Raw genomic sequence first — 12670 nt, forward strand, 5'->3', positions numbered from 1 at the left:
TTCCGTTGGATGTGTTGGATGTGTTGGATGGTCAGACGGGCTGTTCGGCGCGCGACTTGAGGTGGGAGAGCCAGTTCTCGAGGGAGTCGTGGAGAGCCTTCGTGAGCTCGTCGGCGGCGGCCTCCACGGGGGCGCCGCTCCAGGACTCCTCGGTGCGGACGGTGACGTGGTCGCCGCTCTGCTCGAAGGTCCATACGTGCATGCCGGTGATGCCGTCGGCGGGGCCGCCCCACACGATCCGCTCGCCCGGCACCAGTTCGTGCACGGTGGAGGTGATGTCCAGGCCGTGGGTCCGCCAGCCGAAGGAACGGCCGGGCAGCAGCGGGCCGTCGAGTTCGGCCTGGTCGATGTCCGGGTTCCAGGTGGGCCAGGCCGCGATGTCGGTGTGCAGCGCCCACACCGTCGTGAGGGGGGCGTCGATCGTGGTGCTCAAACGGGCGATTGCGGGGGCGGTTTCGTCGATGGTGACCATGGCTGTGCTTCCTGTCCTGGTGGGGATGTGACGGTGGTGCGGCCGATCCGCCGGATCAGCTGATGTGCGAGGGACGGGGGGGGAAGATTGCGGGTCGGAGGCCTGTCGGGTGGAGGGTGTGGCGGTGTCCGGGCCGGCGCGGCGGGCGAGGAACAGGGCGAGGAGTGCGGTGGCGGCCATGACCGAGGCCGAGACCGTGAAGGCGGTGCGGTAGCCGGCGGTGAGCGCCTCCAGGCGCGGCTGGTGGACGGCGGCGCGTGCGGTGACGGAACCGGCCAGGGTCGCCAGGGCGGCGAGGCCGATCGCACCTCCGACCTGGCGGGTGGTGTTCACCAGGCCGCCGGCCAGCCCCGCGTCCTGGGGCGGGACGCCCTCCACGGAGAGCGAGGTGAGCTGGACGAAGGCGATGCTCAGGCCCAGGCCGACCAGGATGCTCGGACCGAGCACGTCCGTGGCGTAGCTGCCGTGGGCGCTGATCCGGGACAGCCACAGCAGGCCGGCGGCCTCGGTGAACAGGGCCGCGGTCAGCGTCGTGGTGGCGCCGATGCGCCGGGAGATCCGGGGTGCCAGGGCAGCGCCGAGCATGTTGGCGGCGGCGAGCGGGAGTTGGCCGGCTCCGGTGACCAGCGGGCTGGAGCCGAGGACCTGTTGCTGGTAGAGCGGCAGGAAGAAGAACAGCGCGATCCACACCGACCCGAGCAGTGCCATCAGCAGGTTGCCCGCGGCGACCCGGCCGGTCGTGAACAGGCGCGGCGGCAGCAGTGCGTCCGGCCGTCGGAGCTCGATCACGGCGAAGGCCGCGAGCAGCACTGCGGCTGCGACGAGCGAGCCCAGCACCCCGGCGTCCGTCCAGCCTGCGCCGCGTGCGGTGGTCAGTCCCCAGACCAGGCAGGTCAGGGCGACGGTGACGACGACGGTGCCCAGCAGGTCGAACCGTCCGGCCGCCCCGCCGGCCGTCCGTGGCACGAGCGCCACCACGGCGACCGCGACCAGTGCCGTCCCGAGCGCCACGGAATGGAAGATCCAGGGCCAGCCCCACGCCTGGGTCAGCACGCCACCCAGCAGGACGCCGCCCGCCCCTCCCGCACCGGAGACCGCGCCCCACACCCCCAGTACCCTGCCCCGCCCCGGGCCGGGCGGGAACAGGCCCAGTGCCAGGGCGAGCGCGGCCGGGGCGATGGCCGCGGCACCGAGGCCCTGAACGGCACGCGCCGCGATCAGCACGCTCGCGGAGCCGGCCAGTCCCGCTGTCAGCGAGGCCACGGCGAACACCGCGAGACCGAGGACCAGCACCCTACGGCCTGAGGAGATCGGCCGCCCGGCCGCCCGCCAGGAGCAGCGCCCCGAACGCCAGGCCGTAGGCGTTGACCACCCAGGTGGTGCCGCCGTCCGACAGACCCACCCCGGCGCCGATCTGCGGAAGCGCCACATTCACGATCGAGGTGGCGAGCATGACCGTGAACTGCGCTGCGGCGAGGGCCGCGAGAGCGGCTCCCGTCCGAGGTGCGGGAGGCGCCGGGGCCGTCCGTGTGTGGGGGAGGTTCATGGCGCACAGACTCGTGCGGGACGGTGTCCACTTTCCAGGCCGAAAACGGGTGGGGACTGTCCAGTCCTGTCCGCACCTGCCCATCGGCCCCGAGCAGCCGCTACGAAGCCTTGCCCGGGCCGTCCAGTTCCCACTGCCACAGGGCCTCGCACAGCAGGTCGAGGCCCTGGCGCAGGTGGCGCCGGTAGGTGCCGTACGGGAGGCCGAGACGGCGGGCCGCGGCCTCCTGCGTGGGCGCACCGGAGAAGTAGCCCGCCGTCAGGGCCTCGCGGGCCCGCACTCCGCGCGGGTCCTGGGCGAGGCCGTCGACGGCCTGGCGCACCAGGGCGCGCAACTCCTCGACAGGATCGGCGAAGTCGGCCGCGAGACGGGAGCGCATCAGCGCACCGGCGGCGAAGGCACCCGCGTCGCGCCAGTGCGTCAGTGCTTCCCGCACGGCTTGGTCGAACGCGGCGCGCGACACGGGCGGCGGTGCCGGCCGCACCGGCACCTCGGTGGCCGATATGAAGCGGCGGAGCCAGGCCTCCACGGATTCCTCACGCCAGTCGATGCAGAACAGCCCGTAGGTGTGCTCACCGACCCGCGGTCGCGCCCCGGTGTCGCCGAGCGTGCCCTTGACGCGCTCGGCCCATGTCTCGGCGTCCCGGAAGACGGCGAAGCCGTAGGCGCGGCCGCGGGCACGGGCGGATTCCGCCTGGGCGCGGGAACTGCTCAGGTCGATGACGCGCGAGGGGACCTGGTAGCGCTCCGGGTAGATCGAGAAGCGGCTGATGCCGATGTGTTCGCCGGGGCTCACCGGAGCGGTGCTCTCGGTGTGCTTCCACGCCGCGGCGACGACGGGATCGATGGCCAGGTCCTGGGGATCCGGAGGGGCCGGCAGGGCGAGCCGGGCCGTGAACGCCACGATGCGGCCCGTGCTCACGAGGCGGTAGACGCTGAAGGCCTGCGGCTGGCGCTGCGCCCAGTAGCGGACCAGTTCCGCAGAGGCCGCCCCCTCGGTCTCCGCCGCCATGCGCAGTACGACGGCCATGTCGCCCGGGTGCAGCGGGCGGTCGTGCACTTCCTCCTCGCGGGACCAGGTGCGCAGCCGCGCCAGGGTCTCGCCCTCCCGGAAGAGGTAGAAGAGCTCGTCGGTGACGGTCCACACCCGCTCCTCGGGTGCCTCGCGCAGGACGCGCAGGTACTCCTCTGCCAGGCGCCGGCGCATCGCCGCGAACGCGGTGGGTGCCCGCCAGCGCAGATCGGCGGCCAGGGTCTCGCGCGCGGCGTCGTGGGGGTAGAGCCCACGGTGCGTGGACTCCATGAACGGCAGGTCCCTCAGCCAGGAGAAGAGGAGGTGGGCGTCCTCCTCGGGCAGCACTGCCGAGAGGAGCTCCTCGGAGGTCGCGTACGCCTGTGCCGCCACCTCCAGGGCGCGGCGGTGAGCGGCCGTGGGCACCTCACCGATCAGCCCCGCCAGCAGGGTGCGCAGGACGTCCGCCGAGGGGGCCCAGATCTCCTCCCCGCCGCAGCCCGTCGATCCTGCGGCCGCCGCGAGCGACAGGGCCAGCGGGTTGCCCCCGGCGAAGCGGAGCACCCGGTCGGCCAGCTCGGGCCGCAGCTGCGCCGCGGTCAGCAGGTTCCGCGCCTGATCCTCGGAGAACGGCTCCAGCTCGGTCACGTGCAGGAGACCGGCCCAGGCGGGGTCGGCGGTCCACTGCGGCTGCGGTGCGAGCCGACCGGCCAGCACGGCCAGGGTGCCGTCCGCGGCACGGGGCAGGAAGTGGTGCCACAGCCAGCTCTCCAGCCACTGGCAGTGCTCGAAGGAGTCCACGAGCAGGACCGTGCCCGGAACGTCCAGGAAGGGGCCGGCCGCGCGCTCGAAATCGGCCGGGTCCCGGCTGACGAAGCGGCCGTCGAGTTCGACGAGCGGCCGGCCCGCCGCACGGGCGTGGTCCGCCAGACGGCGCAGCAGCGTCGACTTCCCGATGCCGCCCGGCCCGTACACGTAGAACGCGAACGGCCCCTGCGGATCACCGGCCAAAGCCTCCCCGAATCGCGTGAGTTGCTCGTCCCGGCCGATGAAGGCCCTGACGCGGGCGGTGCTCAGTCTCTCTCCCACGGACACCATGACGGCTCCCTTTCCTCCTTGTTCCTGAGCCGGCCCGTTCCGGCCGGCATGGCTCGTCCCGCGTACTCGTCGGCCGTGGTGCCGCCTCCGGCACCACGGCGAACGTGTCACCGGACGAGTCCCAGGTCCTCGTCGTCGGAGTGACCGGTGAACAGGAGGGTGGTCTCCTCCACGCATTGGAAGCGGCCGTCAGGGGCGAACCGGGCGAAGAGGTACACCTCGGTGCGGGACGTACGGCCGTCGTGCTGGGTGAGGGTGACGATATGGCGATCGGCGTAGCGCAGCCCGTCGCGTAGTTCGTCGTGGACCTCGACGTGCCCGCTGCGGATCAGGGAGCGCAGCCGCGTCATGTGCTGGGTGAAGCCGTCCCGGTCGCTCCAGACGCCGTTGGTGCGCTGGCGGTAGTCGGGGGTGAAGTGCCGGTCGATGGCTTCGTCGAGGTCGAGGCCCGGGGTGAACAGCAGGTCGTTGATGGCTCTGGTGATGTCGGTCGGCGTCATCGCTGTCTTCTCCGTGTGAGGTGTGAGGGGTGGGGGTCCTGGCGGGGGTGGGCGTCAGCGGTGGCCGGTGCCGCCGTCGTGGACGGGGGTGAAGTCCAGGGACAGGGAGGCGGGACCCCGGGTGTACAGGCCGGTCTCCCGGTAGTGGAAGCCGGGGCTGTAGCGGACCCGGTCCAGCAGGGGCAGGAGCATCGCGGGGACAACTGCGCTGGCGCGGCTGGGGCAAGGCCTCCCTGTTCGCCCGGGCCGAGGTCCGTCGGCCGAAGCCAGCCTCCACCACGCTGGACCAACTGGTCGCCCTCACCAACCCGGTGTGGTTCTACTCCGCGCAACTGCCCCCGTACGACGTCGAGCAGCGCGCACTGTTCCACACCGAGCGCCGCCCCGACGGGTCGTGGAGCAGCATGCGCCCGCTGCCCGGCGCCGCCGGAGCGGCCTCGTTCACGGGGATCCAGAGCGCCGCGGCCGGCACGGCGGACGGCACCGTCGTGGTGCTGGGCATCGCGCCCGACAACGGTCTGTGGCTGACCACCGTACGGGGCTCGGCGACCCTCCGGCCCTGGCAGCGCGTCGCGGGACCGGACGACTCGGCCGGGTTCACCGTACGGGAGGCGGACATCGCCGCCTTCCCCGACGGGACCTGCCAGATCGTGGTGACGGCGATGGACGGCACCGCCTTCCACCAGCAGCGCCGCGCCGACGGCGGGCTGCCCGGGTTCCGTGCCCTGCCCGGCTTCACCGCGAACAGCCGCTGGGGAGCGACGAAGGTGTCGATCGCCGCCATGCCCGACGGGTCCGCCCAACTGATCGGTTACGGCACGGACGGCGCCATGTACCACTGCGTCCGCGGGCGGGACGGGGCGTGCACGCCCTGGGGGCGCCTGGGCGGCTACAGCGGGGCACCGGCGTTCTCCGGCCCGGCCCTGGCGATCACCGGCATGCCCGACGGTTCCTCCCAGGTGCTCGCGATCGGGCTCGACGGGATGATGTACCACCGGCTGCGGCGGCCCGACGGCTCCTGGACCGCTTTCCTGCCCCCGCGCGGCGTCACCACCGCGACCATGGCGGCCAGCGCCATCGGCATCGCCGGGATGCCCGACGGCTCCGCCCAGGTCGTGGCGGTCGGTCTGGACGGACGGATCTGGCACAACATCAGGCGGCCGGACGGCTCCTGGACCCCGTTCGCGCGCGTACCCGGCCCGAACGGGAGGGACCCCTTCCCCGCGGGCCAGGTCCGCATCACCGCCCTGCGTGACGGCACCACGCACATGACGGCCGTCAGCGCAGGCTAGCCCGTGGGGGTGGGGCGCCCCGCCCGACGAGCGGGCGGGCAGGGCGATCAGGTGTCGGGCAGTGCGTACAAGTCGCTCACGCGGGCGCCGCGCAGGCGCTTCGCGCGGATCGCCCTCATGCCCGCGTGCAAGGCCGACGTGCCCTCCCGATAGCCCTCCTCGATCGGCAGATAGCAGGCGACGTTGAAGTACGCGAAGGGGTGCCCGGCACGACGGGTCGGTGCCCACGGCCTGCAGCCAGGTGGTGCCGCCGAAGTGGTGGTACAGCCCGAACGCGACCATACGGGGGCCGTCGTAGGCGGCGGTCACCCGGGCCCGGTCACCCATGGACTCGGCCTGGCGTTCCAGCAGGCCGGTCATCAGGGCCACGCTGTCGGCCGCGGTGGCCTTCACGCCGACCGGTACGACCACCACCCTCGGCGACGTCTTGAACGCGGCGACCGGCGGCGCCACCCCGTCGGGCTGTGTCACCGGCGTGACCCCCTCGTCGGGCACCGGCACCCTCACCGGCGTCGACGGCAAGGCCAACAGCGGTGGCGACACCTGGAAGGTCAGCGTCGACGGCTCCGCCTTCGCCGGCGCCCTCCGCGAGAAGGTGATCAATGTGGGCGACACGATCGCCCTGCGCTGGGGTGCCTGATCCCCTCCGGCTGCGGGACCCGAGTACGGGCCCCGCACCCGGCGGTCGGTCCGCCACGGACTTCCACTCCCACGGTGCGGGGCGGCACTCGAAGGCCGGGGCCGGCGTTACCCGAGCGCCTCGAAGGAGGCGACGAGGTCGGTGGGGGAGGGGAGTGCGGTGATGTCGGCCTGGGTGGCGGCGGCGCCCTTGCGGAGGTCGTCGTCGGTGAGGAGGCGGCTGAGCACGGCGGCGTCCACGCTGTCCCCGCTCGCCCGGAGGGCGAAGCCCAGGCCCGTCGCGGCATCGAGTTGATGAAGTGGTCGGCGCCCTGCGGGAGGATCAGCTGGGGTACGCCCCGGGCCGCGGCGGTGAGCATCGTGCCGGAGCCGCCGTGGTGCACGACCGCGTCGGCGGTGTCCAGCAGCTGGGCCAGTGGCACCCAGGGCAGGGGGCGGACATTGGGGGGAAGGGTGCCGAGCGGGCTCAGGTCGGTGTCGCCGACGGCGAGCAGGAACTCGGCGTCGACGGAGGCGGCCTCGGCGATCACCCGGGCGACCGGGTCGACGCCCGCGAACGCGGGCACCACCGTACCGAGGGTGACGGCGATCCGGGGCCGGGAGCCGCGGGCTATGAGGTCGCCGGGCACCGTGCCGCCGCCGTTGTAGGGCACGTAGCGGACCCGCCAGCCGGTGCCGTCCCCGCCGAGGGAGGCGGGTACGACGTCGAGGACGGTACGGGTGGCCGGGCCCTCGACCCCGCGGGCCCGGTACTCGTCCGCCAGGACGTCGGCGAGGACGCCGACCATGCCGGCGCCGGACATCACGCCGAAGTTGTGTACGACGGCGGGTATGCCGAGTGCCGCCGAGACCAGCGGCGCGGCGGCCTGGAAGGCGGCGTGGACGATGAGGTCCGGCCGCCAGGCGGTGGCGACCGCGAGCAGGTCGTCGATGGTGACCCGGCTGTGTTCGGCGAAACCGGCCGCGGCCAGCCGCTGGGTCTCCTCCACGCTCTTGTCGTCCGTGACGAACTGCGGTTCGGTGCCGTCCGAGGCGCGCAGGAAGGCCTCCATCAGCGTCGAGCCGTCGCCGATCTCGACGGTGGGCAGGCCGGTCTGCCGCATCTGGTCGAGCGGGGCCGAACCGGCGAACAGCACCTGGTGCCCGGCGGCCTGGAGCGCCTGGGCGGTCGGCACCATCGGGAACAGGTGGCCTGCCGCGGCGGGGCCGGTGAACAGTACGCGCACTGCGTTACTCCTCGGGTGGAGCTGCTTGATTCCCCTGACAGATCGTCGAACGTACGTGCCGCTGCGTCACTTTCCATCGAAGTGGACGAGTTTCGGCCGTTCCTGACGAGCGGTCGGACGCCACCCTGGCAGGATGGCGGCATGGAACGCGTGCGTGGAATCGGTGGGTACTTCATGCGGGCCGCCGACCCGGCGGCCCTGGGCGCGTGGTATCACGACTGCCTGGGCCTGGACACCGATGCGCACGGCCTGTGGCGTCAGGAAGCCGGGCCGACGGTGTTCGCGACGTTCGAGGCCGAGACCGACTACTTCGGGTCCCGAGCCCAGCAGGCCATGCTCAACTTCCGGGTCCGCGACCTGGACGCGATGCTCGCGCAGTTGCGCGCCAAGGGTGCGGACGTGGCCGAGGAAGCGCAGGACATGGCGGGTGTCGGCCGATTCGGCTGGGTCACCGACCCCGAGGGCAACCGGATCGAGCTGTGGCAGCCGGCCTGACCCCGCATCCGAGCCGCGCAGGCGACGCACGGCTCGCCGAGCCATGCCGCTCCGAGAGGACTCGCACCCGGTAGAGGGGGGCGGCCCGCACGGCGCGCCACCCCCCCCGGAATCACTTCGACTGGTAGACGCCGAAGACGTCGAGCACCAGGTCGGCGTCCTGATGGCCCTGGTTCCAGAAGGTGATGACGCCGTGGTCGCCGTCGCTCGCCTGCACCAGGTTCGGGACGGTCGTACCGGCCGTCCAGTTCAGGGTGGAGGAGCCGGGGCGCGGCCCGGCGGGCGCGGGGGCCCCGCCCTACGCCGGCAGCGGGTAGGCGCTCGGCGCCACCGAGAGGTATCCGGTGCCGCCGGTCTCGGTGACGGTGGTGTTCAGCACGTAGGCCTTGACACCCGTCGCGGCGTCGGGCGTGAACCCCTGCGTGATGTACTCCCGGGCCCGGAACCTGCCGCCGGGCCAGCCGTAGGCCTCCTCGCGGGTGTCGAGCGTCCGGAACGGGGTGAAGGGCAGGAAGGCGGCCTTGCTCTCCTTGCTGTAGTAGCCGACGACGTCGACCACCACGTGGGCCGGCATCCAGGACCCGTTGAAGACCTTGATCGTCCCGTCCGCGGCCACCGGCACGATCACCGCGTTGGCCACCGTCTGACCGGGCACGAAGTTCAGGTTCGACGCCGTCGGGACCGGCCCGTCGCCGGAGTAGGCGGTCAGGTGGCCCGGCCCCTGGGGTTCGGTCACCGTGACGTTCAGCGCCACGGCCGTGATGCCCTGGGGCACGCCCTGCAGGCCGCCGATCCGGGTCGCGAACGCACTGCGCGGGGCGAGCGGGCCCCGGGACGTGCCGACACCTTCACGGGTGTCCACGAACCGGGCGGGTGTCATCGAGGTGTAGCCGCCGGCCGAGGCCCGGGTGAAGTAGCCGGTGACGTCGGCGATCAGGTCGACCGGCGCCGGGCCGCCGTTGTAGAGCTCCACGTACCCGTCCTCGCCGACCGGCACGATCACCAGGTTCGGGACGGACCGGCCGGCCGTGTAGTTCAGGTTCGAGGTCCCCGGACGTTCGTAGCCCGCGCCGGGCCACGCGGTCACGTACCCGCTGTCGACGGTTTCCGTGACCGTGACGTTGAGGGCGACCGCGGTGACGCCCGCCGGGACGGCGGCGTTGCCGGCCACCTTCACCCGGGCGGACCCCTGCCCCGCGACCTTGACCGCGGGCGCGCCCGTGCCGTTGCGGGTGTCGAGGAGCCGGGTCGGAGTGTGCGGGGTGAAGTCGGAGCCGGGGGTGAGGAAGGCGCCCCCGTTGGCGGCCTGGACACCGTTGGCGGTGTCGGTCACCGTCACCTTCACCTGGTACTCGCCGGACTTGTCGTACGTGTGCGAGTGGTGCAGCTCGGCATTGCCCTGGGCGGTGACCGTGTCGGTCTTCCCGTCGCCCCAGTCGACGACGACGCCGAGCGCGAAGTCGGCGCTCGTGATCAGAGTGGTGAGCTCGATCCCGTGCGCGGTGTAGCTGGTGCCGCTGACGTCCACCGCGAGGGCCGGGTTGGCCCCCGCGTTCAGTGCGTCCACCGCGGTCTGCGCGGTCTGCGGTGCGGCGGTCTTGGAGGTCGCCTTGCCGTTCGCCGTGGCGGCGCCGGGCAGGGTGGTGCGGATCGTGCGGTCGGCCGGGCTGTGGAAGCCCTCGGAGGTGGATGCCTTGGCTATCGCCTCGGCCACGCCGGCCGCGACGGGTACGGGATCCGCCGCGTGCGCGGTGCCCGGAACGATGCCGAGACCGGCCGCCACGAGGGCAGCGGTCATTACGAGTCGGTGGTTGCGCACCGGCCCCCCAGTTGTGGTGATGAGCGAAGAGGGGCCAACGTATGGAAGGGTCCGGCCAAGGGTCACGAGGATCTGGCACGATTCACTCCATAGGGGCCAAGGCTTTACCGGCTGTGCGGTTTGTGATCGAGAAGGGGTCGCCGGACCCGCGGCCCGCGGGCGGGCCCGTGCGGGCGCGGGGCGCCCTCAGGCGTCGGTTCCGGCACCGCGATCGGGTGCGCTCATGTCCCCCGTCGCGGGAATGCCGTCGGCGAGCCCGTAGCGCAGGTACACGGTGCCCTTCGGGCTGGTTGCCGGGGGTGCGAGGAGCCTGACGTTGGTGGGCACCGCGCCGTCCTCGAATACCTTCTTCCCGACGCCGAGCACGATGGGGTGCACCCAGAGGTCGAGACGGTCGAAGAGCTTCTCGCGCAGGAGGGTCTGCACGAGGTTCAGGCTCCCGACGACCTTCACGTGCTCGTGCCGGTCACGGATCTCGCGCACCGCGTCGCCGAGGTCCGGGCCGAGCTGCGTGGACCCGGCCCACGACAGGTCGGGCCTGCCGCGAGAGGCCACGTACTTCGGGACGCCGTTGAAGAGCGTGGCGATCCCACTGTCCTCGCCGCCCTCCTGGTGGGGCCAGTAGGCGGCGAAGATGTCGTAGGTCCGCCGGCCGAGCAGGAGGGCGTCCGTGCCCTCGTACGCGGCATCGACCTGCGCCCCGGCGACCTCGTCCAGCAGGGGCGCCTGCCAGCCGCCGAACGGGAACCCCACCGGGTCCTCGTCGGGGCCGCCGGGCGCCTGCCCGACGAGGTCGAGGGTCGCGAACAGCTCGATCTCGATGAGGCCCATGGCTTGCTCCCGATGAGTCGGTTGTCTCCGTCAAGAGATAGACCTGCGGGTGCCCGCGGACTCATCGCCGCGCCGGACCCCGGTTTCACCCGGTCGGGCGCGGATCTCGTCGGGGTGGTTCCCGTACCGGCCCTGCAGGGCGGCCTGGACGGCGTGGGGGTCACCCGTTCGGTCCTGGCCGGAGGCGGTGGCCGGGTGCCGGCCGTGCGGGGCTGCTCCCAGGAGGTGGAGGTGGAGGTCTCCCCACTTGCGGACAGTATCTGTCCGCAAACGATGAGGTCGATCAGTGACGGCAGAGTTCGAGCGGCGCGGGCCGTGGGGGGGGGCTATGTCTTTCGTCAACCCTGTGGTGCCGGTTTTAAGGTGATTCGCCGGTGTCGGGTTCATGCGGCGAGGTCGATGTCTTCCGCGGGGTTCTTGGGGGTGCGGGGTTCGTAGAAGGTGCCGTTGCGGAGCATGGCGTGGATGACGTCGATGCGTCGGCGGGCGAGGCGGAGGAGGGCCTGGGTGTGGGTCTTGCCCGCGGCGCGTTGGCGGTCGTAGTAGGTGCGTGAGGGTGTGTCGTGCAGGGCGGCGAACGCGGAGAGGAACATGGCGCGTTTGAGCTGGCGGTTGCCGCGGTGGGGTGCGTGTTCGCCGCGGATGGAGCTTCCGGAGGCCTTGGTGACCGGGGCGAGTCCGGCGTAGGAGGCGAGGTGCCCGGCGGTGGCGAAGGTCGTCCCGTCGCCGATGGTGACGAGGAGGGTGGCTCCGGTCCTGATGCCCACGCCGGGCAGCGACATCAGGAGCTGGGAAAGAGGGCGGGCCTCCAGGAGTGCGCTGATCTGGGCTTCCAGGGTGCGGCGCTGGTCGAGAATGGCGGCGAGCTGGCGGGCGAGCGAGGGCACGATGGTCGTGGCGGCCTGGGTGCCGGGCACGGTCACGGTCTGCTCGTCGAGGGCGGTGAAGACGTCGTTGATGAGGCGCTCGGCCATGCGGGGGGCCTTCGGGCGGATCAGGGTGATCAGCCTGCGTCGGCCGGCCTTGCGTAATTGGGCCGGGGAGCCGAACTGTTCCAGCATGGTCAGCACGGCCGGGTGCTGGACGCGGGGGCCCAGGACGCGTTCCAGGCTGGGGTGGATCTGGGTGAGCAGGCCGCGCAGTCGGTTGGAGACGCGGGTGGCCTCGCCTGCGAGGTCGTCGTCGAAGCCGACCAGCATGGCCAGCTCGGCCGTCGTCTCGTCGGTGGTCTCGATCGAGCGCAGGGTGTGGGGCATCGAGCGGGCGGTGTCGGCGATGACGTAGGCGTCGCGGGCGTCGGTCTTGGCCTCGCCGGGGTAGAGGTCCGCGGCCCGGCGCATGGCGAGTCCGGGCAGGTAGGCGACCTCGCAGCCCGCGTCACGGGCGACCGCGACGGGCAGGGCGCCGATGTTCGCGGTCTGGTCCACGATCAGCAGGACGGTGCCGAACTTCGCTCTGAGCTTGTCGAACAGGTCTCGCAGCTTGGGTTCGCTGTTGGGCATCCGCTTGTCGTGGACGGTCTTGCCGGCCGGGGTCAGGCCATGGGCGTGGTGTTCGCCCTTGCCGACGTCCAGGCCGAGGAACACGCCTATGCCGCTGGTGTCGATCACGTACGTTCCCCCTGGTGGGAGCAGATCCGTCCCGGCCTCGACCATCGCACTGCCAGCCACAACCACGTTACGCAGACCAGCCACCCTCGGCGGCACCGGCATTGCGCCGGGCCAGGTGACGGTCAGGCCC

General features: G+C 72.4%; 11 protein-coding genes and 1 pseudogene. 3 read left to right on the forward strand and 9 right to left on the reverse strand.

Translation table 11 applies throughout. From position 1 onward, the window contains the following. Positions 1-31: 31 nt before the first annotated feature. The 5 genes from OG332_RS44085 to OG332_RS44105 form a co-directional block, all read right to left on the reverse strand. Positions 32-1735 (reverse strand): MFS transporter, encoded by a 1704-nt coding sequence (locus OG332_RS44085; protein WP_327418712.1) that lies wholly within the window; start codon positions 1733-1735, stop codon positions 32-34. 31 nt (positions 1736-1766) lie between these two features. Continuing rightward, on the reverse strand, positions 1767-2018 hold the full coding sequence (locus OG332_RS44090) for a hypothetical protein (RefSeq protein ID WP_327418713.1): 252 nt from the start codon (positions 2016-2018) through the stop codon (positions 1767-1769). A 100-nt stretch (positions 2019-2118) separates the two neighbouring features. Further along, positions 2119-4128 (reverse strand): AAA family ATPase, encoded by a 2010-nt coding sequence (locus OG332_RS44095; protein WP_327418714.1) that lies wholly within the window; start codon positions 4126-4128, stop codon positions 2119-2121. Between the two features lie 107 nt (positions 4129-4235). Further along, positions 4236-4628: a nuclear transport factor 2 family protein gene (locus OG332_RS44100; protein ID WP_327418715.1), complete on the reverse strand. Its 393-nt coding sequence runs from the start codon at positions 4626-4628 to the stop codon at positions 4236-4238. Between the two features lie 54 nt (positions 4629-4682). Beyond that, on the reverse strand, positions 4683-4820 hold the full coding sequence (locus OG332_RS44105; RefSeq protein ID WP_327418716.1) for a hypothetical protein: 138 nt from the start codon (positions 4818-4820) through the stop codon (positions 4683-4685). 119 nt (positions 4821-4939) lie between these two features. Between OG332_RS44105 and OG332_RS44110 the strand changes: the two genes are divergently transcribed. Further along, complete coding sequence (locus tag OG332_RS44110) at positions 4940-5920, forward strand: hypothetical protein (RefSeq protein WP_327418717.1); 981 nt, start codon at positions 4940-4942, stop codon at positions 5918-5920. 379 nt (positions 5921-6299) lie between these two features. Continuing rightward, positions 6300-6560: pseudogene (locus tag OG332_RS44115) on the forward strand (hypothetical protein); the annotation flags it as partial. On the opposite strand, the gene OG332_RS44120 reads toward OG332_RS44115, so the two are convergent. After that, positions 6520-7785 (reverse strand): nucleotide disphospho-sugar-binding domain-containing protein, encoded by a 1266-nt coding sequence (locus OG332_RS44120; protein WP_327418718.1) that lies wholly within the window; start codon positions 7783-7785, stop codon positions 6520-6522. The pseudogene OG332_RS44115 and the gene OG332_RS44120 overlap by 41 nt on opposite strands. Positions 7786-7926: 141 nt before the next feature. Here OG332_RS44120 and OG332_RS44125 point away from each other — a divergent pair, with 141 nt between their 5' ends. Beyond that, a complete protein-coding gene (locus OG332_RS44125; RefSeq protein WP_327418719.1) occupies positions 7927-8280 on the forward strand; it encodes a VOC family protein in 354 nt (117 codons plus the stop codon). 298 nt (positions 8281-8578) lie between these two features. Here OG332_RS44125 and OG332_RS44130 read toward each other — a convergent pair whose 3' ends face one another. From OG332_RS44130 to OG332_RS44140, 3 genes are all read right to left on the reverse strand, one after another. Next, positions 8579-10078: a PKD domain-containing protein gene (locus OG332_RS44130; protein WP_327418720.1), complete on the reverse strand. Its 1500-nt coding sequence runs from the start codon at positions 10076-10078 to the stop codon at positions 8579-8581. 207 nt (positions 10079-10285) lie between these two features. Then, a complete protein-coding gene (locus tag OG332_RS44135; protein ID WP_327418721.1) occupies positions 10286-10930 on the reverse strand; it encodes a dihydrofolate reductase family protein in 645 nt (214 codons plus the stop codon). A 383-nt stretch (positions 10931-11313) separates the two neighbouring features. Next, the gene (locus OG332_RS44140) at positions 11314-12585 is read right to left on the reverse strand and encodes an IS110 family transposase (RefSeq protein WP_442816410.1); all 1272 of its coding nucleotides are present in this window, start codon (positions 12583-12585) and stop codon (positions 11314-11316) included. Positions 12586-12670: the final 85 nt, after the last annotated feature.

Source organism: Streptomyces sp. NBC_01233 (assembly GCF_035989305.1).
Classification (GTDB): Bacteria; Actinomycetota; Actinomycetes; order Streptomycetales; family Streptomycetaceae; genus Streptomyces.

What these genes read in the sequence shown, in the direction of transcription:
- OG332_RS44090 (WP_327418713.1), bottom strand. Translation starts at nt 2,018, where the DNA reads ATGAACCTCCCCCACACACGGACGGCCCCGGCGCCTCCCGCACCTCGG.
- OG332_RS44095 (WP_327418714.1), bottom strand. Translation starts at nt 4,128, where the DNA reads ATGGTGTCCGTGGGAGAGAGACTGAGCACCGCCCGCGTCAGGGCCTTC.
- OG332_RS44100 (WP_327418715.1), bottom strand. Translation starts at nt 4,628, where the DNA reads ATGACGCCGACCGACATCACCAGAGCCATCAACGACCTGCTGTTCACC.
- OG332_RS44105 (WP_327418716.1), bottom strand. Translation starts at nt 4,820, where the DNA reads ATGCTCCTGCCCCTGCTGGACCGGGTCCGCTACAGCCCCGGCTTCCAC.
- OG332_RS44125 (WP_327418719.1), top strand. Translation starts at nt 7,927, where the DNA reads ATGGAACGCGTGCGTGGAATCGGTGGGTACTTCATGCGGGCCGCCGAC.
- OG332_RS44130 (WP_327418720.1), bottom strand. Translation starts at nt 10,078, where the DNA reads ATGACCGCTGCCCTCGTGGCGGCCGGTCTCGGCATCGTTCCGGGCACC.
- OG332_RS44135 (WP_327418721.1), bottom strand. Translation starts at nt 10,930, where the DNA reads ATGGGCCTCATCGAGATCGAGCTGTTCGCGACCCTCGACCTCGTCGGG.
- OG332_RS44140 (WP_442816410.1), bottom strand. Translation starts at nt 12,585, where the DNA reads ATGGTCGAGGCCGGGACGGATCTGCTCCCACCAGGGGGAACGTACGTG.